21 protein-coding genes and 1 pseudogene are annotated in these 25622 nt (G+C 49.9%); 11 read left to right on the top strand and 11 right to left on the bottom strand.

The annotated features are described in order from the left end of the window. The 10 genes from ABF86_RS08170 to ABF86_RS08125 form a co-directional block, all read right to left on the bottom strand. The coding region (locus ABF86_RS08170) for a helix-turn-helix domain-containing protein (RefSeq protein ID WP_193565644.1) at positions 1 to 225 on the bottom strand (225 nt) is incomplete at its 3' end. Positions 226 to 454: 229 nt separating this feature from the next. Continuing rightward, on the bottom strand, positions 455 to 694 hold the full coding sequence (locus ABF86_RS13100) for a type I restriction-modification system subunit M N-terminal domain-containing protein (RefSeq protein ID WP_204987588.1): 240 nt from the start codon (positions 692 to 694) through the stop codon (positions 455 to 457). A gap of 243 nt (positions 695 to 937) precedes the next feature. After that, the gene (locus tag ABF86_RS08160; RefSeq protein WP_011635421.1) at positions 938 to 1648 is read right to left on the bottom strand and encodes an RNA polymerase sigma factor FliA; all 711 of its coding nucleotides are present in this window, start codon (positions 1646 to 1648) and stop codon (positions 938 to 940) included. Positions 1649 to 1656: 8 nt separating this feature from the next. Beyond that, a complete protein-coding gene (locus tag ABF86_RS08155) occupies positions 1657 to 2550 on the bottom strand; it encodes an AAA family ATPase (RefSeq protein WP_074456387.1) in 894 nt (297 codons plus the stop codon). After that, entirely contained in the window at positions 2543 to 3793 is a 1251-nt protein-coding gene (gene flhF, locus ABF86_RS08150) for a flagellar biosynthesis protein FlhF (protein ID WP_074685535.1), read from the bottom strand. The genes ABF86_RS08155 and flhF overlap by 8 nt, the downstream gene beginning before the upstream one ends. Continuing rightward, entirely contained in the window at positions 3790 to 5874 is a 2085-nt protein-coding gene (gene flhA / locus ABF86_RS08145) for a flagellar biosynthesis protein FlhA (protein WP_074685533.1), read from the bottom strand. The genes flhF and flhA overlap by 4 nt, the downstream gene beginning before the upstream one ends. Before the next feature lie 47 nt (positions 5875 to 5921). Next, positions 5922 to 7052: a flagellar biosynthesis protein FlhB gene (gene flhB / locus ABF86_RS08140; protein WP_011635417.1), complete on the bottom strand. Its 1131-nt coding sequence runs from the start codon at positions 7050 to 7052 to the stop codon at positions 5922 to 5924. 251 nt (positions 7053 to 7303) lie between these two features. After that, positions 7304 to 8911 carry a peptide chain release factor 3 gene (locus ABF86_RS08135; RefSeq protein ID WP_011635416.1) on the bottom strand — a complete coding sequence of 536 codons (1608 nt, stop codon included), beginning with the start codon at positions 8909 to 8911 and terminating at the stop codon, positions 7304 to 7306. Further along, the gene (locus ABF86_RS08130) at positions 8908 to 10965 is read right to left on the bottom strand and encodes a dipeptide ABC transporter ATP-binding protein (protein WP_011635415.1); all 2058 of its coding nucleotides are present in this window, start codon (positions 10963 to 10965) and stop codon (positions 8908 to 8910) included. The genes ABF86_RS08135 and ABF86_RS08130 overlap by 4 nt, the downstream gene beginning before the upstream one ends. Further along, positions 10962 to 12455, bottom strand: coding sequence for an ABC transporter permease (locus tag ABF86_RS08125; RefSeq protein ID WP_011635414.1), 1494 nt, complete (start codon positions 12453 to 12455; stop codon positions 10962 to 10964). Before ABF86_RS08125 ends, ABF86_RS08130 begins: the two co-directional genes overlap by 4 nt. 279 nt (positions 12456 to 12734) lie before the next feature. Between ABF86_RS08125 and flgM the strand changes: the two genes are divergently transcribed. The 9 genes from flgM (at position 12735) to zwf (ending at position 23290) form a co-directional block, all read left to right on the top strand. Then, positions 12735 to 13037 carry a flagellar biosynthesis anti-sigma factor FlgM gene (flgM, locus tag ABF86_RS08120; protein WP_011635413.1) on the top strand — a complete coding sequence of 101 codons (303 nt, stop codon included), beginning with the start codon at positions 12735 to 12737 and terminating at the stop codon, positions 13035 to 13037. Between the two features lies 1 nt (position 13038). Beyond that, entirely contained in the window at positions 13039 to 13503 is a 465-nt protein-coding gene (locus ABF86_RS08115; RefSeq protein WP_011635412.1) for a flagellar protein FlgN, read from the top strand. 381 nt (positions 13504 to 13884) lie between these two features. Beyond that, positions 13885 to 15810, top strand: coding sequence for a tRNA uridine-5-carboxymethylaminomethyl(34) synthesis enzyme MnmG (gene mnmG / locus ABF86_RS08110; protein WP_074685531.1), 1926 nt, complete (start codon positions 13885 to 13887; stop codon positions 15808 to 15810). Then, positions 15785 to 16429, top strand: a complete 645-nt coding sequence (rsmG, locus tag ABF86_RS08105; RefSeq protein WP_074456380.1) for a 16S rRNA (guanine(527)-N(7))-methyltransferase RsmG — start codon at positions 15785 to 15787, stop codon at positions 16427 to 16429. The genes mnmG and rsmG overlap by 26 nt, the downstream gene beginning before the upstream one ends. 63 nt (positions 16430 to 16492) lie before the next feature. Next, a complete protein-coding gene (locus ABF86_RS08100; RefSeq protein WP_011635409.1) occupies positions 16493 to 17257 on the top strand; it encodes a ParA family protein in 765 nt (254 codons plus the stop codon). A gap of 50 nt (positions 17258 to 17307) precedes the next feature. Continuing rightward, positions 17308 to 18141 carry a ParB/RepB/Spo0J family partition protein gene (locus tag ABF86_RS08095; RefSeq protein WP_074685529.1) on the top strand — a complete coding sequence of 278 codons (834 nt, stop codon included), beginning with the start codon at positions 17308 to 17310 and terminating at the stop codon, positions 18139 to 18141. A gap of 334 nt (positions 18142 to 18475) precedes the next feature. Next, a complete protein-coding gene (gene pgi / locus ABF86_RS08090; RefSeq protein WP_074685527.1) occupies positions 18476 to 20782 on the top strand; it encodes a glucose-6-phosphate isomerase in 2307 nt (768 codons plus the stop codon). After that, entirely contained in the window at positions 20775 to 21830 is a 1056-nt protein-coding gene (gnd, locus tag ABF86_RS08085) for a phosphogluconate dehydrogenase (NAD(+)-dependent, decarboxylating) (RefSeq protein WP_074685525.1), read from the top strand. Before pgi ends, gnd begins: the two co-directional genes overlap by 8 nt. A gap of 17 nt (positions 21831 to 21847) precedes the next feature. Further along, positions 21848 to 23290 (top strand): glucose-6-phosphate dehydrogenase, encoded by a 1443-nt coding sequence (gene zwf / locus ABF86_RS08080; RefSeq protein WP_011635405.1) that lies wholly within the window; start codon positions 21848 to 21850, stop codon positions 23288 to 23290. A 178-nt stretch (positions 23291 to 23468) separates the two neighbouring features. Here zwf and ABF86_RS08075 read toward each other — a convergent pair whose 3' ends face one another. Further along, positions 23469 to 24044, bottom strand: coding sequence for an HdeD family acid-resistance protein (locus tag ABF86_RS08075; protein WP_074685522.1), 576 nt, complete (start codon positions 24042 to 24044; stop codon positions 23469 to 23471). Positions 24045 to 24400: 356 nt separating this feature from the next. Here ABF86_RS08075 and ABF86_RS08070 point away from each other — a divergent pair, with 356 nt between their 5' ends. Continuing rightward, entirely contained in the window at positions 24401 to 24970 is a 570-nt protein-coding gene (locus tag ABF86_RS08070; protein ID WP_011635403.1) for a DedA family protein, read from the top strand. Positions 24971 to 25213: 243 nt separating this feature from the next. Continuing rightward, positions 25214 to 25594, top strand: a pseudogene (locus ABF86_RS12855) (transposase); the annotation flags it as partial. Positions 25595 to 25622: the final 28 nt, after the last annotated feature.

Here is a 25622-nt window from a genome sequence, read left to right as displayed (position 1 = left end):
GGCTTCTATCCATTGCCGAATCTGCGCTTCCTTGTGCGCAATGCGGGATCGCCGATAACCTCCCATCGGCAAACTATGGCGCTGGCCTTCTTCTTTCCATCGCTTGCGTACCTGATACACCCACATGCGACTCACCTCAAAGCGCCGGGCAATTGCCGTTGGACCTTCGCCACGATCCAACGCACCCAGAATACGATCCCGAAGATCTTGTGAATAGGCATGCATAACCTTCCCCATCAGTTGTGATAGAGAATAGTCTATTACATGCATATATTTAAATCAAAAATGCTCTAGTTGTTATTTACTTGCTATTTCTGAGGCGGTTACTGGCAATGGTAAATTGATCTACTAACGACAATATAAAACTGACCCATCTGAGGCAAAATTGCTGCCGATGATTAATAGAACAAGGCGGTGTACATTTAATGCTAACCCAGGAGCCATTCATGGAAATTCATGTGTTACGCCGACAAGGCAAGAGCATTCGTGCCATGCGTAGCGCGCCATCCTGCTCAGCCACTTTGTGGGTATCGAGCAACTTTTTGCGCTCCAGCACCGCCTGCTTGGTCGACTCCAGCACGGCATCGAGCCGCCGCAGCACGGTGAAGGACAGGATCACATCACGGTACTTGCCGCGCACATACATGTCGCGCAGGCGGTCGTCAGCGATGTTCCAGTGAGGTCCGATATCCACTTGATCTGGCTTTGGTCTTGTTGTTGCTTCTTCTGCATCGATACGTTCCTCAGCTCTCTGCCGTTGCAGCGAGCGTGAGTTGCCAATGATTACGCTTGTTTTTCTTCACAGGGCAGACAGGTGGAGCAGATTACCCAGACAACGCTGGGCATTCCACGTATTCGTGCGGCAACATCATACCAATTGCATGAAAACTGTAGGTAATCTATTGTATTTTCAGCCTGATCGGCTTTCAGGGAGAGGTTATTTATCCCGCAGGCGGGTTCTTAAACGCGAGATGGCCTGGGTGTGGAGCTGGCAGATGCGTGATTCGCTGACGCCCAGCACATCACCAATTTCGCGCAGGTTCATTTCCTGTTCGTAGTACATACCCATGACCAGTTTTTCCTTGGCAGGCAATTTTTCAATGGCGGCGACCAGCAGTTCTCTCAGATTTTTTTCCAGCAATTGGTCTAGTGGCTCATTACCCTGGTCATTACACAGATGATCAAGAAAATGATCTTCTTCATCTACCTGAAAATCCTCGTAATAGATCAGTTGCCCGCCCCCCGCTTCTTGCAGCATTTCCTGATACTCGGCTAGTGGCAGATTAAGTTCATCCGCGATTTCCTGTTCGCTGGGCGGGCAGCCAAGGCGTTGTTCCAGTGTGCGCATAGCGGTTTCGATCTGACGCATTTTTCTACGCAAGCTGCGAGGCAGCCAGTCCGCTTCGCGCAGTTCATCCAGCATCGAACCACGGATACGCTGGGCAGCGTAGCTTTCAAACTGACGTCCGTAGGAACCTTCGTAACGATTGATGGCATCCAATAGTCCGATCATTCCTGCCTGAATCAGATCATCCACCTGAACGCTGGCTGGCAGTCTGGCCATCATATGGTAGGCAATCCGTTTGACCAGGGGTGTAAATTCAATAACAAACTGGTCTTTATCAATGGTTCCTGCTTCGGTATACATAGGTTCACTCACACCGTAAAATCTGCCGTATCAAGATGGCTGGTTCGTATCAGTCTGCGCATGAAATTTTCCACACCGTCGTTATCTGTCCAAACGCCCGTGCATTGCATCAGTTTCTCAGCCAGTTGCCGGTAACCTGCAGCTGATTTGGATGCCGAGAAAATTTCCACTACCGGCTGGCAAAGCTGGGTGGAGCGGTGCAGTTTTTCATCCAGCAGAATGCATCCCATCCACTCCAGTCTGACAGCCAGGTTTTTTTGGGCAACGCTGGCAATGTTGTCGAAAATATCGCGCCCGATGTTTTCCGATGCCACTTTGTTGACCAGCACCAGGAAATTGCGCCGGGCGTATTCCTGGCTGATGAGCTTGATTAGCGCATATGCATCGGTAATGGCGGTACCGGAACCGGAAAGTACGATCATCACCTGTTGGGAAGCCAGGCTCAGTGGCACGACCCGGCTGGTTTTCCCGGTAGCAGTATCGATCAATACCACATCCACTGACTGGGACAATTCATAGAAGCATTGAATCAACCTTTCCTGATCAATGAGCGAAAGTTTTGCCAGCGAGTGGATGCCGCGCATCGCTGTTAAAACCATTACACCTTCCGGCCCTTGTGTCATCACCTGTTCAAGCGTTTTATCCCGATTAATGACGTGCAACAAGTCGTAACGCGCACTCAGGCCAAGATTAGCATTGACGTCCTTGTGGCGCGGGTTTTCATCCAGAATCAGTACACGTTTGCCTGTTTTTGCCAATGCTGCAGCCAGGTTGATGACTGAACAGGTTTTTCCAACACCAGTTCGTCCACCGGCGACAGCAAACACGCGTACCCCGGTATTGGAAGCCAGCGCAGACAGCTCGCGCAGGCCGGATGCCTGGTCTTTCCTCACCTCAGCCATGATCTGCCTCGGCACGTTCTGGTTGTCTGATAGCTGGTTGATCGCCAGCACTACTTGCCATGATCAATGCAAATTCCGGGTCTTGCAGCGAAAAGGGAGAATTTTCCGGAGAAGGCTTGAAAATACGGTGCAGCAGGTAGCGGGAACTAGCTTCATGCAGATCTTCCGGAACCTTCTGGCCATTGGTGACGTAATGCAGCACCAGTTTACGCCGGATGATTGCATCTAGCGCAATACCCAGACTGGCTGACTCATCCACCTTGGTAATGATGCAGCCATGAATGTTATGTTTCTGGTAGGCGGAAATCACTTCGTCCAGCGTATCGCCGCTGCTGGTTGCACTGAGTAACAGTAGGTGCTTTATTTTTGTACCACATTGGCTCAACATGGCGATCTGTTCAGCCAGCATCTGATCGCGCTGGCTCATACCGACAGTATCAATCAGCACCATGTGTTTGCCGCGCAGTTCGTGCAACATTAACTGCAGATCCTCAATATCCTTGATGCTGCGTACCGATACCCCCAGCAACTTGCCGTAAATGCGCAGTTGCTCATGTCCACCAATACGGTAGCTGTCGGTGGTCAGCAGCGCCACTTTGTCAGCACCATGCCGGATAACAGCGCGTGCGGCCAGTTTTGCCGTGGTGGTAGTTTTACCTACACCGGTTGGTCCGATCAGTGCATAAATACCACCTTGTTCAATGATTTCGTCAGCGGTTGCAGTGCGTAAATTAAGCGTGAGCAGTGAGATGGTTTTTTTCAGGCTTTGCTCGAAATCACGGTCGGCCGGCAGTTTTTCCAGCAAATGACGTGACAGTAACGGGCTGAAGCCTGCACTCAGTAGTGTGCGCAGTACTTTCATGCCGCCCGGATCCCGTTGTGAAAAATTGCTCCAGCCCATGGTGGTCAGTTGCTCTTCCAGCATTTGCCGCATGGCCTGGATTTCCTGGATGATGTGCGCGCCCGGGCTATCCATCGCAGGTGGCTGTGTTTCCGGCTGTTTGCGGATAGTCGCTGTCTGCTCTGTTCCGGAAGCAGTTGGCTTAACTGCTGAAGAAGGTGCAGTCGCTTCGTGCGGCGTATCGCTGGTGAGTATGGAAATATCCTTGCCTGCCAACGCCATGATTTCAATCCCGCCCGGTACTTGTTTGTTTGACAAAATCACGGCATCCGCGCCCAGTTCTTCCTTGACTTTGCGTAACACCTCATGGGAGGTGGCGGCTAAAAATTTTCTTACTTTCATTTTTTGTTACCTCCAATGATCGATATGAATTTTATTTTTCTGGTATCCGGAATTTCGGAATGAGCCAGCACCCGTAATTGAGGCAGCGATCGACGCAGGAAACGGGACAGCAGCAGGCGGATTGCGTCCGGCACTACCAGCACAACCGGTAATCCGAGTTGTTCCAGCCGCTTGACCGAGCTGCTGGCTTCACGTGTCAGGGTGTTGGCCAGGCCGGGTTCGATGCCGCCGTCTGCCACTGGATCGGATTGCACCACCTGTATCAGGATGTTTTCCAGTTCGGGGTGCAAACTCATGACCTGCATTTCGGCGTCAGACGGGAAACATTGCTCCACGATCATCCGGCCCAGCGCTACTCTCACCAGCGCCAGCAGTTCATTGACATCCTGGGTACGCCCTGCATGTTCGGTCAACGTGTCAATAATGGTGCGCATATCGCGGATATTCACGCCCTCTTCCAGCAGGTGTTGCAATATTTTTTGTACCGTTGCCAGTGACAGCAGCTTGGGAATCAAATCATCCGTCAGCTTGGGAATTCTTTGCTCCAGATGATCAAGCAACTTCTGCAATTCTTCCCGTCCGAGCAGTTCGGAGGCATGCATACGGATCAGATGATTCAGGTGTGTTGTAACGACCGTGCTGGCATCAACCACGGTATAGCCGCTGGTTTGCGCCAGTTCACGCTGTTCTGTCTCGATCCAGACGGCGGGCAGCCCGAATGCCGGATCTTCGGTACGATTACCCGGCAGCGCCATGGTGACCTCGCCGGGATTAATCGCCAGATGCATGCCGTTGTAGGATTCTCCCTGGCCGATTACCGAACCTTTCATGGTGATGCGGTAGCCATTGGGGCGCAATTCCAGGTTATCCCGAATATGTACCACTGGCGGGAGAAAGCCGATTTCCTGGGCAAATTTCTTGCGGATGCTGTTGATGCGTTTTAGCAGATCCCCCTGACGGTGCTTATCCACCAGCGGGATGAGACGATAGCCGACTTCCAGTCCGAGCGTATCGACTTGGACTACATCTTCCCAACTGGCATCCTGAGTTTCAGTGGTAGCGACTTCCGGCACTTCCAGTGTGGCATCCGGTGCAGTGGCACGGTTGGATACATAATAGGCAAGCGTACCGATCATTCCGGCCAGTAGCAGGAAAACGAAGTGCGGCATACCTGGCACCAGGCCCAGCGCGCCGAGGATACCCGCTGTCAGCCATAGTGCCTGTGGCTTGTTAAGTAGCTGGCTCACAAATTGTTGACCGAGGTCTTCATCGGTGCTGACCCGGCTGACCACCAGACCAGCGGCAGTGGAAATGATGAGTGCGGGAATCTGTGCGACCAGACCGTCGCCGATAGTCAGCAGCGTGTAGTTTTTGGCAGCATCACCCATGTTCATATCATGTTGCAGCACGCCCACGATCAAGCCACCAATAATGGTGATCAGCATGATCAGAATGCCGGCAATCGCATCGCCCCGCACGAATTTGCTGGCGCCATCCATTGAGCCGTAGAAATTGGCTTCCTGTGCAACCCGTTCGCGCCGTTTGCGCGCTTCATCTTCCCGGATCAGCCCGGCATTAAGATCGGCATCAATTGCCATTTGTTTTCCGGGGATGGCATCCAGGGTGAAGCGGGCGCTGACTTCTGCAATACGCCCGGCCCCCTTGGTAATAACAACAAAATTGATCACAATCAGAATAATGAACACCACCAAACCCACTGCATAGTTTCCACCCACCAGAAAATGGCCGAATGCCTCGATAACCTTGCCGGCGGCATCCGGGCCGTTATGGCCGTGCATCAGCACTACCCTGGTTGAGGCGACATTGAGTGAAAGTCGTAACAGTGTCGTGATCAGCAAAACAGTAGGGAAAACTGCAAATTCGAGTGCATCACGCGAATAAAGGCTCACCAGCAGCACAATCACTGCCAGTGCGATGTTGAACGTAAACAGCACATCCAGGACGAATGGCGGCAGTGGCAGCACCATCATCGAGAGGATCATGATGATCAGCATTGGCCCAGCCAGGCTGCGCATTTGGCCGTCTCGTACCAAAGCTGCTAAAGATAGAATATTATTCATTCAGCATTCATTCCAATAATAGGTATTTATTCACCTGTAAATCTGTTTCAGGCATGATCCAGTTCCACTGGCACCGCTATCTCCGGTGATAGTTGTGGCGCGGTACCACCCGCCGTCTGATATCTTCTCAGCTGGAAAACGTAGGCCAACACATGCGCTACCGCGGTATAGAGCGTCTCGGGAATCTCGGTATCCAGTTCCACGTGGTGATACAGTGCCCGTGCCAGCGGCGGCACTTCCAGCACCGGAATATGGTGTTCATCTGCCAATTCACGAATGCGGGCGGCGATCAGTTGCGACCCTTTTGCCACTACTTTCGGTGCACGCATTGAGTGATCCTGATACTTCAATGCGACGGCGTAGTGCGTCGGGTTGGTCACCACGACATCTGCCCTGGGTACTTCTGCCATCATGCGTCGGCGTGCCATTTCACGCTGCATACTGCGGATGCGCGCCTTGACCTGGGGATCACCTTCATCCTCCTTGGCTTCCTTGCGCAGATCTTCTTTGGACATCCGTAACTGGCGTGCGTGATTCCAGAGCTGGAAAGGTACATCGATTACGACGAGCAGCAGCATGGCACCAACAATCAGCATAAAGGTCAGGCCGATCAGTCTGCCCATGCTGGTTAGTCCTGTGTCCAGCGGCATACCAATCAGATCAAGCACGTCTTGTTTGTGACTCCAGATAATCCCGGCCGCAACGCCACCAATGACTGCAGCCTTGGCGATTGCCTTGACCAGTTCAATCAGGCCGTGTGACGAAAATATCCTTTTAAATCCATTAACCGGATTGAGACGTTTGAAGTCAGGAAACAACGCCTTGGAGCTGAACAGCCATCCACTCAACAGCATGGGCGATACCAGCGCCACAATCACTAGCCATCCCAGTAAGGGTGCGATAGCCAATAGCCCATCAAGCGCCAGTTGAAATAACCTGGGCAACAACAGCGCCGGATTGAATGCAACTTCCCGTTCTATTTGCAGGCCGCTTTCCAGCAGGGCGGACAGTTTCTGAATAATGAGCGAACCGATCACCCACAAGCTGCCGGAAGCTGCCATCAGCATAGTGAACGTGGTTAATTCCTGCGAGCGCGCTACCTGCCCCTCCTCCCGGGATTTTTCCAGGCGCCTGGGGGAAGCAGGTTCAGTACGTTCAAGATCGTTATCGTCTGCCATAGCGGATTCCTCTCGATGAACCAGGATTATCCGTGTTCACGCTGAAATCGATGTCGTAAACAAGCAACGATTTAGGCGGCTAATCAGATAATCCTGGAGAGAAAGCCGGGTGAGAGAATGTTGAGAGCCTATTTACCGTTGAAGCTGTTTAGGTAACAGGAAAAACAAACCGGGGAAAGGCAGCGAGTGAATTAAATCATCTGCTGCCTAAATGGCTTTTTAGTAGGGATTGGGTTGATTCTGCTGGGAAATCAGCTTGCTGTCTGAAACAACAGGCCAGCATGTTCCCGCATTTTGTGGAAGCGGATGCCGGGCCAGTTTTCTTCAGCCACGCTGATTTCGGCAGAGAAAGAAGCCAGAAAAGTGGGGGCATCCACTGCATCGTAGGCGATACGATGCGTATTGGCATCAATAAAACGCTGCAATTCCCGGGGCATTTCGGCAGTTACCCACCTTGCCAGTTGGTATTTGGCAGGAGCGACACGTGCCTCGACACCGTATTCATGCTTGAGACGATGGGTGACGACTTCAAACTGTAGCTGGCCCACCGCACCCAGCAGCAGGATACTGCCGAGATGCGGACGGAACACCTGGATGGCGCCTTCTTCACCCAGCTGAGTCAATCCCAACTTGAGTTGCTTGCTGCGTAATGGATCGGCAATTTCGACTGTCTGGAAAATTTCCGGCGCAAAAAATGGCAAACCGGTAAATTGCAGGTTGTCTCCCTCGGTCAGAGTATCGGCCAGTTGTAGCGTCCCATGATTGGGAATGCCGATAATGTCACCTGCATAAGCTGTTTCCAGCAATTCACGCCGTTGTGAAAGAAAGGAAACTACCGTGCTGGTGCGCACATCCTTGCCGCTGCGGACTACCTTGAGACTCATTCCACGCCTGAATTCACCCGAGCAGATGCGCACAAAGGCAATGCGATCCCGATGAGCAGGGTTCATGTTTGCCTGAATCTTGAAAACCACCCCGGAAAATTTATTTTCAGTCGGCAGGATTTCTCGCTGAATGGCTTTGCGTGTACCGGGTGGTGGCGCCAGATCAACCAGTGTATCCAGCACTTCCTGTACGCCGAAATTGTTGATTGCCGAGCCAAAAAATACGGGTGTTTGCTGCCCGGCAAGAAACGCTGCCTGATCAAATTCCGGTGCAGCACCCTTGATCAGATCAATTTCCTGCCGAGCCTGTTCCAGGTTTGCTCCGAAGCGTTTTGTAACTGCCGGATCGCCCAGATCGGTAATGATGGTTGTATCTTTCTGCTCGGCATGATCCATACCAGGCCGAAAGACGCGCATCAGTTCGTGCCGCAAATCGTACACGCCATGAAAGCGCTTGCCCGAGCCGACCGGCCAGGTGAATGGAACCACGTCCATTCCCAGTGTGCGCTCGATTTCATCAATCAGATCGAGTGGTTCGCGTACTTCCCGATCCAGTTTGTTGACGAAAGTAATGATCGGGGTGTTGCGGGCGCGGCAGACCTGCAGCAGGCGCAAGGTTTGTGATTCCACGCCGTTGGCGGCATCGATGACCATGAGTGCTGCATCGACAGCGGTCAGCACGCGGTAGGTATCTTCGGAAAAATCCTGGTGACCGGGCGTGTCCAGCAAGTTGATGACACAGCCCCGGTACTCCATCTGCATGACAGAGCTGGCAACAGAGATACCGCGCTGTTTTTCGATTTCCATCCAATCGGAAGTGGCGTGGCGACTGGCTTTACGCGCCTTGACACTGCCGGCGATGTGAATGGCGCCAGCAAACAGCAGTAATTTTTCCGTCAACGTGGTTTTACCGGCGTCCGGATGGGAAATAATGGCAAACGTCCGACGACGTTTAACCTCATGATCGATCGTCATTGAAAATCCTGTGGTTCTTGAGAAACTGAATGATAAAGATGGCAATAAGTGGTGTGGGTAGCGCTGAACCGGCTGGTCGCCGGATAAATTTCCCGGCAGATCGGCATGACATGGGGACAGCGCGGATGAAAATAACAGCCTTGCGGTACATCAGCCGGTGAAGGCGGCTCACCTTGCAAGCGTATGACTTCACGTTGGGTGCCGGGTTCATATATTGGTACCGCAGACAACAGCGCCTGGGTGTAGGGATGTTTCGGGGCATCCAGCACTTCTTCAGTGCGCCCATTTTCCACAATTCTGCCCAGATACATAACAGCTACTTCATCCGCAAGATAGTCCACGACAGCTATATTATGGGTGATCAGCAGATAAGCAAGTTTTCGCTCCTGTTGTAGCGTTTTCAACAGATTGAGGATTTGTGCCTGTACCGAAACATCCAGTGCGCTGGTTGGTTCATCACAGATCAGCAGCTGTGGATTAACTGCCAGCGCACGTGCAATGGCAATCCGCTGACGTTGGCCACCGGAAAATTCATGTGGATAACGCCATTTGGCTTCTACAGGCAAACCCACCTGCATCAGCAGAGTATCAATGTTGTGTTCATTCTTTTTCTGCGTAGATAATTTATCCGAGTACCGGCCAAGTGCCTGCATGCCTTCTTTGATAATCTCAATAATGCGCATGCGTGGATTAAGTGATGAATAAGGATCCTGGAAGATGATCTGGAATTCAGTGCGTTTTTTCAGTAATTGCTTCCGATTCAGTTTAGATAACTCTTCATCCTGCACACGGATACTGCCTGATGTAACCGTGATGAGTTGCATGATACCTTTACCCACCGTGGTTTTGCCGCAACCGGATTCTCCCACCAGCGCCAGTGTTCTGCCGTGGTTAATTTGCAGCGACACACCATCAACCGCTTTGACATAGCCTGCTGCTCGCTTGAATAACCCTTTATGCACCGGGAAATGCACTTTCAGATCATTCACGTTTAACAGAAGATTATCTGAATCCAAACCAGGAGCGTCAACACTGGCTGGAAGATTATCGGTTGTTGCATGAGCAATGTCGGACAATGCTTCCACGGAATGCTCCGGATAAAGGTGACATCGGACACGGTGTTGAGGTGAAATTTCCACCCAGGGTGGAATAATCTTGTGACATTTTTCCCAGGCATGATCACAACGATCAGCAAAACGGCAGCCGGTAAAAACATGTGAAAGGGCTGGCACATTTCCCTGAATGACGATCAGTTTCTGATTGCGTTTTTTTCTCGTTGGTAAAGCAGCGAACAATTTATGGGAATAAGGATGGGCCGGTGATTGAAAAAAACTTTCCTGATCCGCGGTTTCAATGATTTCTCCGGCATACATCACGGCAATGCGCTGCGCTATTTCTGCAACCACTCCCAGATCATGGGTGATCAGAAGAATAGCCATGTTTTCCTGTCGCTGCAAATTGCGCATGAGATCCAGCACCTGCGCCTGAATCGTGACATCCAATGCAGTTGTGGGTTCATCCGCAATCAGCAGCTCTGGTTTGCTTGCCAGTGCCATGGCAATCATGACGCGCTGCTTCATGCCACCCGAAAACTGGAACGGATATTCCTTGATACGACGCGCCGGATCAGGAATACCAACCTGACGCAGGAGCTCCAGAATGCGTGTTTGTGCCGCTGCACCACGCAGATTAGAATGTTGCAGCAATACTTCTTCAATTTGTGCACCGGTGGTCATGACCGGGTTCAGGCTCAACATCGGTTCCTGGAAAATCATGCCGATACGATTGCCGCGCACCTCACGCATGGCGGATTCCGGCAAGGCCAGTAGTTCATCACCATTCAGGCAGATGCTGCCATGCGTGATTTCTCCAGCTTCCGGCAACAGGCGCATGATAGATAAAGCAGTCATGGATTTCCCACAACCGGATTCTCCCAGTAATGCAAATGTTTCGCCTGGCCGAATGGCAAGTGATAATCCATCCACGGCACGTACCGGCTGCCGGCCGGTATGCAGCTGCACTTTGAGCTCATTTATTTCAAGTAATGCGGTCATGTGCGGGGTATGTTTTTGTCTGGGGAGGCCATTTCTTCTGTTTCATTCTGATTCTTGAGATATCTGGCTGAATCATTGCTGAGGGTTCGGCTGTGCGGATTGAATGCATTTTGTACCGCATCTGAAAAAAGATTGGCGCTTAATACCAGCGCGAACATGAAGGTGAATGCTGCAAATAATGTCCACCAGACCATCGGTTCACGCGCCATTTCCAGCCTGGAGGCATTGATCATCGTTCCAAAGCTGATGGTAGAGGGATCCACACCCACTCCGACATAGGAAAGAACAGCTTCGGCCAGTACCAGGCTGCTGAAATCCATTACGGTGGTAATCAGTACGATATGGATGACATTCGGCAAAATATGGCGAGTGATGATGCGCCAATGAGAAACGCCAAACGCATGTGCTGCCTGGATGTATTCCATTTCACGCAGTTTCAGTGTCTCTCCGCGCAATACTCTGCACAGCCCCGTCCAGCTGGTGATGCCCAGAATAATACAAAGAAACAGCAAACGCAGATCAGCACGTGCGGCGGTTGTATCAAGCAGATCGGCATGCGTTTCAATATAAACCTGCATCATCAGCACGGCTGCTGCAATCAGCAATACACTGGGGATAGAGCTGAGCGTGGTGTACACGTACTGGATAACATCATCAACCCAGCCGCGAAAGTAACCTGCTGCAATCCCCAGCAGCAGGGCGAATGGCAGCATGATCAAGGTTGTCAATGTTCCGATAACAAGCCCGGTGCGAATACTTTTGAGTGACAGGTACAAAACATCCTGGCCTACCTTGTCTGTTCCCAGGACATGGTAGTGTGTGGTCAGTGCTGCGACGGCGCCCCCCATGGCCAGAATAACAGCCAGCGTGATCAATATGGCGCACCAGGGAACTTCAGTTGTACCGTGCCATATAGCTGTTTGTATACGAAAAAATGAAGTGCGATACTGCTTGGCCTGCATACTGCCCAGGCCGAGAACCAACCCGGCCCAGATTAGCAATCCTGCTCCCGCTCCCGAAACGGATCGCCACCAAATATCACTGGTCAGCTCCGTTCTTGGATCATCCAAATGCGCGCCGCCGAAGGTTAATCGGGCAAAATCCCATACCTGCTCTCCTTCAGTGGTGATAATCATCTGCTTTGCATATAGATGGGCAGATAGGGGGGCGGAGTAGGTTTTTTCCATCTGTGAGCGTAGCGGAGTAGCCAACAGATCGAACACGCTGAGTACTTCAGCGCTATAGATATTTTCCCCGGTGGCGCGAGTTTGTTCCAGTGCCGGGCGAAAGTGAATCGTGTCGAGCAAACCGATCAGGATGAAGCATAACAGGATGGTCAGTGCAGACATTCCGCTGGCGCTGTGTATAACCTTGCGCCAGGAAGCCAGCATATGTTCATGCCGCCTGGCATAAATACCAAGAATAATACCTGTTGCCAGCAGCAGATAAATCAGAGCGTCTGTCCAGAGTATAACGGGATGGAAAGGCATTATGACGAAGATCAAAGTTCAAGTTGTAATAATGCGGTATTGTAGCGTAGTGACAACAGGCAATTGCATCGAAGAAAAAAGTGGATATCGTAATGATAAATATAGCCTGGTTGACCAGAATGTTTATTCTGCTGGCTGTTTTTATTTGTAATGACACAACGCAACCATGCCATCATCGAAAATGACAAAAAAATATTCCGGTTTTGCTAAAGTTCCTGAATGGATGGTCGTTAGACGAGCGTAACATATGCAAATATTTATTTTAGAAGGAATTCCGTCGTGAAAATAAACCAGATATCTCCGGGGCATACAGAGCTTGCTGCCGGGGTAGCTCAAAAAAAAGTGGACAGAACGGATAATGCCAAAGTGAGTACTGCAGGTAAAAATAACAGTATACATATCAGCACACTTTTATCAGGAGCTCAGGCATCGAATGCTGGCAGCGAAACTGTTAATGCTGCGAAAGTTGCCGAAATCAAGCAAGCCATTAGCGAAGGTCGTTTCAAGGTGAATCCTGATGTGGTTGCGGATCGTCTGCTGGAAACCGTGAAAGAACTGATTCAAAGCAAACGTTCAACCTAAAATGGACGGTAATCCTCAGGCAATTCTGCAGAAAGGCGATACGCTAGCCTCGACTTTGCGACTTCAGCTGGAAAGCACTTACTTGTTTCTTGAGCTTCTTGAGCGCGAACGAAACCTGCTGGCTTCAGGAAGTATTGATGATTTGCCCCCGCTGGTTGCAGACAAGGATCGGGTCGTGAGTCAACTTTCACGATTGGATGCACAACTTAACCAGCTTCTCGCTGCAGCTGGCTTGCCTGGTGATGCGCAAGGAATAAGCGCCTGGCTGGCTGCCAATCATTCAAAATCAGCTGTTGCCCGCGACTGGGAGGAGCTGCTTAACCTTACCCGTCTTGCTCGGCAGCGTAATCAAACGAATGCAAATATCGTTTCCACCTGGTTGCAATATACACGACAGACGCTCTATGCACTGCATGGTGCGACAGGGCGCATCACACTTTATGATCCCAAAGGCCAGATGGCTTGACATCTCCTGAAGGCACCACCAAAATTGGTTTTTAGACGAGCCGTGGCCGCGTGATATTCGCTGTCGCGACTATCCATTTGACATGCCGGGCTGTTGCATCCCGTGCACAAGATTTTAGAGGCGTTCATGGCACGCTTATTACAAAGATGTTTCACGTGAAACATCTTTGTAATTACCACTTGTCCTTGTTCCGCGCCTACCAACCAGACACTGTCTCGCAGTCGTTGCCGGGCAAGATTAAGGCACACTAAAATCCTAATTGGCCGCGTATCGGTGCCAGCTTGATCAATTTCATATAAAATACCTCCAACTCCTTAAGCAATCTTCATCATATGACTGTCCAAGTCTGTTTAGGCGCACTGCGAACTGGCATCTGTATTTATGCATTTTTCAAGAGATTTTGACATTATCGTTGTTGGTGGCGGACATGCCGGAACGGAAGCGGCTCTGGCAGCTGCACGCATGGGTCAAAAAACATTACTTCTGACGCAAAATCTGGACACATTGGGGCAAATGTCATGCAATCCATCCATTGGAGGAATCGGCAAAGGCCACCTGGTTAAGGAAATTGATGCACTGGGTGGGGCTATGGCTGCAGCAATTGATGAAGCAGGCATTCAATTTCGCACGCTCAATTCAAGCAAAGGCCCGGCGGTTCGAGCAACACGCGCCCAGGCCGATCGTGTACTGTATCGCCAGGCCATACGCAAACGGCTGGAAGCACAACCCAATCTGCTGATATTACAATCTACTGTTGATGATCTGCTACTGCTGGACGACAAGATTACAGGCGTTGCCACGCATCTTGGAATTACCTTCTCGGCGCGCGCCGTGGTGTTGACGGTTGGTACCTTTTTGGGGGGGCTGGCGCATGTCGGTGACCAGAATTTTCAGGCGGGTAGAGCGGGTGATCCGGCATCAATCAGGCTTGCGCATCGCTTGCGTGAAATGAATCTATCGGTGGGAAGACTTAAAACCGGCACGCCGCCCCGTATTGATGCACGCACTATTGATTTTCAGTTTTTGCGCGAGCAGCCAGGAGATGAGCCAATACCAACATTTTCATTCCTGGGAAATACTGCACAACACCCTCGACAGGTGTCATGCTGGATGACACGCACCAATGAGAAAACGCATGAAATCATTCGCGCCGGGTTGGATCATTCTCCCTTGTATACCGGGAAAATAGAAGGTATCGGGCCACGCTACTGTCCATCGATCGAAGACAAGGTGGTGCGTTTTTCTGACAGAGACTCGCATACTGTCTTTTTGGAGCCGGAGGGTTTGGAAACCAGCGAAATTTATCCGAATGGAATTTCAACGAGCCTTTCTTTTGAAGTACAGGTCGAACTGGTGCGTTCAATTGCCGGCCTGGAAAATGCACACATAACCCGGCCGGGTTATGCAATTGAATATGATTATTTCGATCCACGGGCACTCAAAAGATCTTTGGAGACAAAAGCGATCGACGGATTGTTTTTTGCCGGGCAGATCAATGGCACTACCGGCTATGAAGAAGCAGCTGCTCAAGGTTTGCTCGCCGGTTTAAACGCCAGTCTCAAGATAAAGGAACAAGAATCCTGGTGTCCGAGCCGTGATGAGGCTTACCTTGGAGTGCTAGTGGATGATCTGGTTACCCGTGGTGTAACAGAGCCTTACCGTATGTTTACCAGCCGTGCTGAATTCCGCTTGCAATTAAGGGAAGACAATGCTGACATGCGATTGACGGAAGCCGGGCATCAATTTGGTCTTGTTGATGAGAAGCGCTGGCAGATTTTTGCTGCCAAGCGGGAAGCAATCGAAACCGAAAAAGCAAGATTACGGCGTACCTGGGTGCCCGCTGGTGTCTTGCATAAATTACAAACACTGCAAACATCCGGCCAATCTGACGATCGCTCCTATTCATTATACGAGCTGTTACGACGCCCCGGAATCAGTTATACAGAGCTGGTGTCATTGTCTGAAGTTGAACCGTCGATGATTGACGGCCAGATCGCCCAGCAGTTGGAAATTGATGTCAAATATGAAGGTTACGTAGAACGACAAAGACAGGAAGTTGTTCGTCATACACAGCATGAAACCATGGTTTTACCAAAAAACCTGGATTACAGTACCGTGCGAGGCCTTTCTAACGAAGTCACGCAGAAATTGAATCAGCATCAACCGGAAACAATTGGCCAGGCAGCACGGATTTCTGGTATTACACCGGCAGCCATATCCTTATTACTGGTACATCTAAAGCGTGGTATGGCACGCCAGGCAGCCAAACAGGAAGAAACGCATGAATCTGGAAAAACAGTTGCATGAAGGTCTGGAAGCAATTTCAGGGTTGTCCGCTGATGTGGCACATTTAAGCAGTCAGTTATTACGCTACATTGAACTCATCACGAAGTGGAACAGTACTCATAATCTGACTTCGGTAAGAAATCCCGAATCGATGATTACTCGTCATATGCTGGACAGCCTGGTCGTATTACCACATATCAGTGGACCAAATATTGTTGATGTCGGTAGTGGCGCCGGCTTGCCGGGCATTCCCATTGCGCTGGCGCGTCCCGAATGGCAGGTGGTCATGGTAGAAAGTAATCAGAAGAAAGCTGTTTTTATGCAACAGGTTGTGGTTGAACTGCGTTTGCAGAATGTTTCAATCAGGCAAGAGCGTGTGGAAAAAATAAAGCCGGGAGACAAGGTAGATACTGTTATCTCACGCGCGTTTTCCAGTCTCGAACGTTTCATGCGCTTGTCGAAACATCTGTGTGAAAACAACGTTGATCATTGTCGTTTCATTGCCATGAAAGGAGCGTTCCCGGATATGGAGTTGATGCAACTCCCTCCGGAATTTTCCGTTGAGCAGATTATTCCCGTTGCGGTTCCTGGCCTGAGAGCCAAGCGTCATCTGGTCGTGATGCGGTGTCACTCCGAATGAGATTTATTGAGTGGAATATAAGCGTATTCCATAATCTTCTTGCCAGAACAGAGACGTAATTTAATGGTCAGGATACTTGCCATTGCCAACCAGAAGGGAGGGGTGGGTAAAACAACGACCAGTATTAATCTGGCCGCCAGTTTGGCAAGTATCGGCAAACGAGTATTGCTCGTTGATCTGGATCCGCAAGGTAATACCACGATGGGAAGTGGCGTAGACAAGCGCCTGTTGGATCATACTGTTTACCAAATACTGCTGGGCGAACAGACCATCGCCAAGGTTCGTTTATCGACAAAACCAGGGAAATACGACCTGCTCCCGGCCAATCAGGAACTGGCAGGCGCAGAAGTGGAAATGGTGTCGCTGGAACAGCGTGAATCCCGCCTGAAGGAGGCTTTGCAGGCAATACAGGCAGATTATGATTTTATTCTGATCGATTGTCCTCCAGCCCTTAACCTGCTGACATTAAACGGATTATGTGCAGCACACGCTGTTATCATTCCCATGCAATGTGAGTATTATGCGCTGGAAGGCCTGAGTGATCTGGTCAACACGATTAAAAGGGTACGGATGGGTTTTAATCCATCCATCAGGATAGAAGGCCTATTGAGAACCATGTTTGATCCGCGCAATCTGCTGGCGCAGCAGGTGTCTGATCAATTGAAACAACACTTTGGCAACAAAGTTTATCAGACCATCATTCCTCGTAATATCCGGTTGGCAGAAGCACCTGGGTTTGGATTACCGGTGCTTTATCACGATCGACAATCCCGGGGTGCCCGGGCTTATCTTGAATTGGCCAACGAAATTCTGGCAACAGCTAGCTAGCTGATGATCTGGCCAGAAATTCATAATATTTTTGATTGGGTACCGTAACTATGGCAAAACCTAAAGGATTGGGGCGAGGTTTGGACGCGCTACTGGCAGACAATTCCCAGGAAACAGATTCGCTACAAAATCTTGCTGTGGATTTATTGCAGGCCGGGAAATACCAGCCCCGGACGAGGATGGATGAAACATCCCTGCATGATTTGGCAGAATCGGTCAAGGCGCAAGGGGTTATGCAGCCAATACTGGTACGACCGCTTGTGGCGGGTGGCTATGAAATTATTGCTGGGGAACGCCGCTGGCGTGCTGCTCGGATTGCTGGACTGGAGCAGATTCCAGCCATTGTGCGCGAAGTGCCGGATGAATCCGCACTTGCGCTTTCTCTGATTGAAAATATTCAGCGCGAGGATCTTAACCCTCTAGAGGCAGCAGCGGGAATTCAGCGTCTGATCGAAGAATTTGGTATGACGCATCAAACAGCTGGTCAGGCATTGGGTTATTCGCGCAGTGCGATCTCAAATTTGCTGCGTCTGCTTAATCTGGCTGCCCCAGTGCAGGATCTGATTATGCAGGGGAAAATCGATATGGGACACGGGCGCGCCCTGCTCGCGCTGGAGGCCGGGAAACAACTGGAAATTGCGCATCTGATTATGCAAAGGCAACTATCCGTGCGTGAAACCGAAAATCTGCTCAAGCGAATGAGTCAAGCATCTTCAGTAAGGAAACCGTCATTTCCGGATAGAGACCTGCTACGCCTGCAGGAAGATATGTCTGCACGGCTGGGCGCCAATGTTGTAATCAAACAAGGGAAAAAAGGTGCTGGTAATGTCATCATTCATTACGCCAGTCTTGAGCAATTGGACGGAATTCTTGCGAAATTCTGAAGAACCTTGCGACAATCGCTCTGCTGGGATTGGTTTACATTCTGTAATCTTATCGCGTAACTTTTCTAACAGAGTGGTGAGGATTATCCAAGTTGTTATAATCACGTTAAAAACAAGCTCAAAGTACTCATTTGTCGCACACAAACCACTACGCTTTTTGCCTGTTTTTGCCTCGCTCTGATGGGCCTTTTGCCCATGTTTTCATCACCCTGCTAGTGGCAACCTAGATGCCAGCTTGCTTACCTCCTGATTGATTTGCGTCAAAAAATCAAACCATTCTTAACAGAATGTATGTTGTAATGAGAAAAAATCATCACTTCATGGAGTAAGCCATGTGAGTACATTACGTGAAACCGGAGTATGGAAGGCGCTACATTCACACTATCTATCTTTTCAAAGGATACAGTTGCGCGGGCTGTTTGCGCGAGATAAGAAACGTGCCGAGCGTTACACCGTAGAAGCAGCAGGCTGGCGCCTGGATTACTCCAAGCATCGTATCAATGACAAAACCCTGAAATTGTTATTTGAGCTGGCACGTGAATGTAGCCTGGAATCGCGGCGTGATGCCATGTTCTCGGGCAAGGAAGTCAACACCACTGAGCAGCGCGCCGCCCTGCACATCGCGCTACGTGCCCCTGCTGATTCAGTAATAAATGTGGCAGGCGTGAATGTAGTACCTGAAGTACAGGCAATACTCAAACGTATGGCTGAATGCGCCGAGTTGATCCGCGCGGGAGAATGGAAAGGCTACAGTGGCCGACCGATCCGTAACATCGTTAATATTGGTATTGGCGGGTCGGATCTGGGCTCGGTAATGGCCTGCGGGGCGCTGTGCCATTATGGCGAACGCAAGTTGAGATTACGCTTCGTTTCCAATGTGGATGGAACGGATTTTGTAGAGGCAGTACACGGATTGAGGCCGGATGAAACCTTATTCATTATAGCTTCCAAAACGTTTACCACACTCGAAACCATGACTAATGCGCACACTGCGCGTCATTGGCTGCAAACCGCTGCAGGACGTGACAGGAAAGCCATCACACCCCACTTTGTAGCGCTCTCGACCAATGAGAAAGCTGTCAATGATTTTGGTATCCCCTCCAAACAGATGTTTGGTTTCCAGGAATGGGTAGGTGGGCGTTATTCCATGGATTCTGCTATTGGCTTATCCATTATGATTGCCATCGGGCCGGAAGCTTTCTGCGAAATGCTTGCTGGTTTTCACGCCATGGACGAACATTTTCGCAGTGCACCACTTGAACAGAATCTGCCTGTCATCATGGGGCTTCTGAACGTATGGTATGCGGACTTCTTTGATGCGGGTACCGTCGCAGTATTACCTTATGCACATTCTCTCAAGCGGTTTCCTGCCTATCTACAGCAGCTCACCATGGAATCCAACGGCAAGCATGTGACACTTGACGGAAAAAGTGTGGATTACCATACCGGCTCCGTGTTCTGGGGCGAACCAGGTACCAATGGACAGCATTCGTTTTATCAGTTGATTCATCAGGGCACACATTTGATTCCTTGTGACTTCATTGCTTTTGCTGAATCGCTCAATCCGGTTGGACGACATCAGGATCTGTTGTTCGCCAACGTAATCGCGCAGGCCGAGGCGCTTGCCATGGGCAAAACACTTACAGAAGTGCAAAAGGAAGGGGTATCGGCCGAATTGGCACCTCATAAGGTTATGAAAGGCAACCAACCGTCGAGTCTATTGTTTGCTAAACGACTTACACCAACATCATTGGGAGCACTAGTAGCACTGTATGAGCACAGTGTATTTACACAAGCCACAATATGGGATATCAACCCCTTTGATCAATGGGGGGTGGAATTGGGCAAACGGCTTGCATCGCGCATAGCAGAGGAAATAGAAACACCGGATGTGACGCTGGCACACGATGCTTCAACTAATGCCTCAATTCGCTGGTACTGTTACATGCGCGGACAGAATAACAGCCAAGAAAAACAAGAAAAACGCTGTGTACTGGCGCTGGATGTAGGCGGCAGTAACGTCAAGGCAAGAATAAGCGGCGAGAAATTAAAAATTAAAATCCCATCTGGTTCAGACATGACACCAGAACTTATGCTCACGCAGCTGGATAAATGTTTACACGGATGGCATTACGATGCAGTAAGCGTTGGTTTTCCAGCATTGGTTGTACATGGGCGTATTGCAAACGAACCAGCTAATCTTGGCACTGGTTGGGTAGGGTTCGACTTTGCCAAGGCATTTAGCTGCCCGGTCAGGATTATGAATGACGCTGCCATGCAGGCACTTGGCAGTTACGAAGGCGGGTACATGCTATTCCTTGGCCTTGGCACCGGTCTTGGTTCCGCTGTCATTGTGGATGGACGGATTGAGCCAATGGAACTGGCGCACCTTCCATACAAACAGCATACCTATGAATATTACGTTGGTAAACATGCGCTCCAACGCTTGGGAAAGCGTAAATGGCGAGCTGAAGTGTTCGCAGAAGTTGAAATGCTGCGCATTGCACTTGAACCTGATTACATCGTACTGGGTGGTGGTAACGCACGACTTTTGAAAAAACTACCGACCGGTGTTCGCCGTGGAAAAAACGCCAATGCATTCACTGGTGGTTTTCGCCTGTGGGAGGATGAGTATGAATGATTCAACAAATGCTGATCATACGATACAACTCGGTTTTATCGGCTTGGGGCGTATGGGCCTTAATATGGTGGAGCGATTGCAGAAAGCCGGTATAGGTTGCGTGGTATTTGATACCAATTCTGAAGCATGTATTGCCGCTACAAAATCGGGAGCAGAGACAGCGATCTCGCTTAATGATCTGGTTAATAAGCTTGCCTTACCTCGTGCAGTATGGCTCATGCTGCCCACCGCAGTAGTGGATAAAGTGCTCACAGTGTTGACACCCCTTCTCAGTGCCGGCGATGTCGTGATTGATGGGGGAAATTCGCACTATGTGGCAGATCTACGCCGTGCTGCATCACTCGCAACCAGACAAATTTATTACCTGGATGTGGGTGTCAGCGGCGGTGTGTGGGGGCGAGAACGCGGTTATTGCCAGATGATCGGCGGTCCTGATGCGGCCTATCAGCGGCTTGAGCCTGTATTTCGCACATTGGCACCTGGTGTGGAAGCCGCGACACGCTCGCCGGGCCGCAGCGGCGAGCCGACACCTGCCGAACATGGCTATTTGCATTGCGGGCCGAATGGCGCCGGACATTTCGTCAAGATGGTGCACAACGGCATAGAGTATGGATTAATGGCAGCCTATGCTGAGGGGTTGAATATACTGCATCAGGCGAACGCTGGAAATGTCCGGCAGGAAATAAATGCCGAAACTGCGCCACTCGAACATCCCGCACGCTATCAGTACGATTTTCCGCTCAATGACGTGGTGGAGTTGTGGCGCCGTGGCAGCGTGATTGGTTCCTGGTTGCTGGATTTGACAGCCATTGAGATGAATGAGGATATGACGCTTTCACGTTATACCGGACGTGTATCTGATTCTGGTGAAGGCCGCTGGGCGGCACTCGCGGCAATTGAAGAAGGCGTCCCGGTTCCGGTACTTGCCGCAGCACTTTTTGGCCGCTTCACATCACGCGGGCATGATGAGTTTGCCGATAAGGTAATGTCTGCGATGCGCCACGGATTTGGGGGGCATGATGAAAAAACCGCTCCGGATGACAAATAAAAGAAAAAGGAGGAGGTGTGTCTGATACAAACCTTGTGATTCTTGGTGCAACCGGAGACTTGACGCAACGTTTGCTCATGCCGGCATTGTATCGCCTGCACCAGTCGGGATATACGCGGGATCTTAAGATTACGGGGTATGCCATTGAGGACTGGAGCAAGGAGCATTTTCGCGATCATATTCAAGAGGCATTACGTACATTTGTATCGGATGACAAGATTGAGGATAAACACCAGACAGAATTTTGTGCGGGCCTAGATTACATTACCGGTAGTCTTGAAGCCGGGCAGATGAAAGAAATCGGGCGTCGCGTGAAAGGGTCGATACTTTTTTACCTGGCGTTACCTCCACCCTTGTTCGGTGCTGCAGCTGTAGCGCTAGGTGAAGCAGGACTTGCGCAAACTACTGAAGGCTGGCGACGTCTGGTAATCGAAAAACCTTTTGGTACTGATCTCGCCAGTGCTGAAATGTTGCGTAAACAGATTCACAGTCAATGGGCCGAGGAAAATGTGTTGCGTATCGACCATTTCCTGGGCAAGGAAACTACGCAGAATCTGATGGTGTTCCGCTTTGCCAACCGTTTCCTCGAACCACTCTGGAACAGCGCGCATATTGCGCAAGTGCAGATCAGCTGCCCGGAAACGTTGGGAGTAGAGCATCGTGCCGCCTATTACGATCACGCAGGGGCATTACGCGACATGTTGCAAAATCACCTGATGCAATTATTTTGTCTCACCGCTATGGAGCCGCCGTCAAGCTGGGATGCTGAAGTGTTGCGTGATCACAAAGTCGAAGTATTGCGCGCGGTAGTGCCATTCAATGAACACACAGTGTGTAACCGAGTTGCGCGCGGCCAATATACTGCTGGCAGCATTGACAGTAAAAATGTACCTGCTTATCGTCAGGAATCTGGTATCCCTGTTAACTCAAATACTGAAACTTTCGCGGCACTGCGTTTCGAAATCAACAACTGGCGCTGGCAAGGTGTTCCCTTCTACCTGCGCAGCGGCAAGCGCATGGCTAGTGATTACTCAGAGATCGCGATACAGTTCAGGCAAGTGCCAGACGCGCTGCCTGATGGCAGCGCTGCGCCGAATAACTGGATGATATTCCGCCTGCAACCACAGGAAAGTCTCAATCTGGTAGCGACAGCCAAAAAGCCCGGTATGGAATTTGCCACGCACACCGTGGTACTTACTGCACCTTATGCACAAGAAGGTGTCAGAGAATTTTCAGCGTATGAACAGTTGCTGATGGACGCAATCAATGGTAATTGTTCGCACTTCCTGCGTTTTGATGAGGTTGAATGGTCATGGCGCTTGCTTGATCCGGTGTTGCATGCGTGGCGCACAGGCAGTCCTGAAGAATATGCTTCCGGCTCGGAAGGACCGCCATCACAGAACCAGTTGCTTACAGCTGGCCACAGCTGGCGGCCAGTACAGATGCATTCGGAAAATTGACTATAAATGTACTTGACTGATCAGAATTCTGATCAGTCAAGTACGAATGCTATTATTGATTTATTGCATAATAAATGGGTAAATCGGGTTGAATTTTGTAAATATCATCCTGAGCATCCCTATTCCTGGTTGCGCACATTTTCGGCATAAGCCACTGTTGCCGCGTTGCAGATATTGTTTATGTGTTGTGCGTGGACTGTTTACTAAAGGTACGTGTCTTGAACGCCAGACTCACAAGCAGGATACCAAAGATGATGGCATAAGCACCAATCAGCCAAAGCAAGGCAAGAGCACCGACCGCTGGCTGCGCCATGAGGAGAATGCCAAAGACAAGTGATGCAAAGCCACCCAAAATGAGCAACCATTCGCCCGTCATTTCTTTGCGCAGGCGAATCGCAGCTACAATCTGAAGAGTACCAGTGGCGACTGCCCAGATTGCAATATAAAACAGTAGCGCTAATGCGGTGACACCAGGAACCACAAATGTCAGGACCCCCACACCAACGCCAATAAATCCCCAAAGGAGCAATACCCACCAATGCTCGTGTATCTTGCGCCCTATGACTGCGGTCCAGATACCAAGGATACCGTCCATCAGAGCAAAGGTTCCGAAAAGCAACAACATCGCTACCAGTGAAATCTCGGGTTGAAACCAAAGCAAGATGCCAAACAAGATAGCGATGATGCCGCGCAGTAATAATATCCACCAACTCCGGGAAAAAATAGTGGTTAGTTGATTTTCTACAATGTTCATTGTTGGCTCTCCTCTCAGATGAAGATCAAAGTTGATTGGCTGGATTCGATTGATAAAGTTATTTTGTCAAATGATTTTACGTTAAGAACGAAACTGTATCGGACTATCCGTATTTCACATGGAATCCGGATACTGGTTTATAGTTTTTCATCGATCTTTTATAATAACTATACGTGAAGAATAAGGTACACAGAACGTGGCAACAAGATATATCAACCGGATAAGCAAGGTAGTGAGCATCACGATTCACCTGGAAAGCCTGCCCGTTACAACCTTGTACGTTAACTACTTTGATACAGAGTTTATTCAAATAATTCAGAAAATGGATTATTCCCTGCATAAGGAAACGTTTGAGCATGGATGTTCCTGGCTTGATTCAATCGTATGGTTACCTGGCTGTTGCCGTGGGAACTTTTCTTGAAGGTGAAAGTGTGTTGTTAACCGCCGGTGCAGCAGCCTTTCATGGCTATCTCTGGATGCCTGCAGTCATTTTGATAGCAGCCGTATCGGGTTTTCTGGGTGATCAAATCTCTTTTTGTGTAGGACGCAGATACGGCAACAGATTACTGGCAAAATTCCCTTCCTTGCGGCGACGAGCTGCACGTGTAAGCGCACTACTGGAGCGTCATAACGTGTTGTTTATCCTTGCTGTTCGTTTTATGTACGGGCTACGTGTTGCCGGACCTATGGCGATGGGTATGAGTGGTATTTACTGGTCTCGGTTTCTGGTTCTGAACCTGGCGGGAGCAATTATCTGGGCGATTACGATTGCCAGTATTGGCTATGGACTCGGCCAAGGTTTTGTCTATCTGCTCGCTCATTTTGATGCTGAAGAAATCTGGTTACTGGTCGCTCTCCTGCTTCCAGCGACCATCTGGAGATTGATTGTGCGCAGGAAACACTCGGTACGTTCAAAACATTCTTAAATTTGAGCGATATCCAGTTGTCGTATCTGGATAAATATTTGTTATAAAGAGGCACGAAAATTCGAGGTATAAGACCCTTAGTGCATATGTTCTGATAGCAAATCTTTGGTATTTCTCGATATTTTCGTCACCACATCTTTCTGTGCAGACGACTGCCAGAATTCGCTGATAGCATGACAACTTAAATAGTGTAGTCATGGGGCTAAAGATATGAAATCCTTTTATCTTTTAAAAGGATTTCATATGACGCCATCCCATTGCAGGCATGATATTTCAGATAAGGTATGGTCACTACTTGAGGAGCATTTACCAGGTAGAGAAGAGGCATGGGGGGATAATCAGGAGATGAATCGGGCGAGAAAGGGAGCTCAACACCAAGATACATCTGGCCGTGGATGCGCATGGTATGCTGGTCAGAATCCTTGTTACACAAGGTACCACTGCTGATTGCACGCAAGTTGGCCGCCTGATCGAAGGGATGGATGCAGATCATCTGCTGGCAGATCGTGGCATGACAGTAATGCCATTATTGAACAGGCGGAAAAACGGGGAATGGAGGTTGTTATTCCTCCAAAGAAGAACCGGAAGACGCAAAGACATTATGATCAAGCGCTGTATAAACTGAGTCTCTGATACACCATTTACGCTTCCT

Origin of the sequence: Nitrosomonas sp. GH22 (assembly GCF_009833115.1) — a bacterium.
In the GTDB taxonomy this organism is placed as follows: Bacteria; Pseudomonadota; Gammaproteobacteria; order Burkholderiales; family Nitrosomonadaceae; genus Nitrosomonas; species Nitrosomonas eutropha.
This window is presented reverse-complemented; position numbering and strand designations above follow the sequence as displayed.

Excerpts from the sequence above, each read along its gene's own strand:
- ABF86_RS08160 (WP_011635421.1), bottom strand. The coding sequence starts at position 1,648 with ATGTATACCGAAGCAGGAACCATTGATAAAGACCAGTTTGTTATTGAA.
- ABF86_RS08155 (WP_074456387.1), bottom strand. The coding sequence starts at position 2,550 with ATGGCTGAGGTGAGGAAAGACCAGGCATCCGGCCTGCGCGAGCTGTCT.
- flhF (WP_074685535.1), bottom strand. The coding sequence starts at position 3,793 with ATGAAAGTAAGAAAATTTTTAGCCGCCACCTCCCATGAGGTGTTACGC.
- flhA (WP_074685533.1), bottom strand. The coding sequence starts at position 5,874 with ATGAATAATATTCTATCTTTAGCAGCTTTGGTACGAGACGGCCAAATG.
- flhB (WP_011635417.1), bottom strand. The coding sequence starts at position 7,052 with ATGGCAGACGATAACGATCTTGAACGTACTGAACCTGCTTCCCCCAGG.
- ABF86_RS08135 (WP_011635416.1), bottom strand. The coding sequence starts at position 8,911 with ATGACGATCGATCATGAGGTTAAACGTCGTCGGACGTTTGCCATTATT.
- ABF86_RS08130 (WP_011635415.1), bottom strand. The coding sequence starts at position 10,965 with ATGACCGCATTACTTGAAATAAATGAGCTCAAAGTGCAGCTGCATACC.
- ABF86_RS08125 (WP_011635414.1), bottom strand. The coding sequence starts at position 12,455 with ATGCCTTTCCATCCCGTTATACTCTGGACAGACGCTCTGATTTATCTG.
- ABF86_RS08115 (WP_011635412.1), top strand. The coding sequence starts at position 13,039 with ATGGACGGTAATCCTCAGGCAATTCTGCAGAAAGGCGATACGCTAGCC.
- mnmG (WP_074685531.1), top strand. The coding sequence starts at position 13,885 with ATGCATTTTTCAAGAGATTTTGACATTATCGTTGTTGGTGGCGGACAT.
- rsmG (WP_074456380.1), top strand. The coding sequence starts at position 15,785 with ATGAATCTGGAAAAACAGTTGCATGAAGGTCTGGAAGCAATTTCAGGG.
- ABF86_RS08100 (WP_011635409.1), top strand. The coding sequence starts at position 16,493 with ATGGTCAGGATACTTGCCATTGCCAACCAGAAGGGAGGGGTGGGTAAA.
- ABF86_RS08095 (WP_074685529.1), top strand. The coding sequence starts at position 17,308 with ATGGCAAAACCTAAAGGATTGGGGCGAGGTTTGGACGCGCTACTGGCA.
- gnd (WP_074685525.1), top strand. The coding sequence starts at position 20,775 with ATGAATGATTCAACAAATGCTGATCATACGATACAACTCGGTTTTATC.
- ABF86_RS08075 (WP_074685522.1), bottom strand. The coding sequence starts at position 24,044 with ATGAACATTGTAGAAAATCAACTAACCACTATTTTTTCCCGGAGTTGG.
- ABF86_RS08070 (WP_011635403.1), top strand. The coding sequence starts at position 24,401 with ATGGATGTTCCTGGCTTGATTCAATCGTATGGTTACCTGGCTGTTGCC.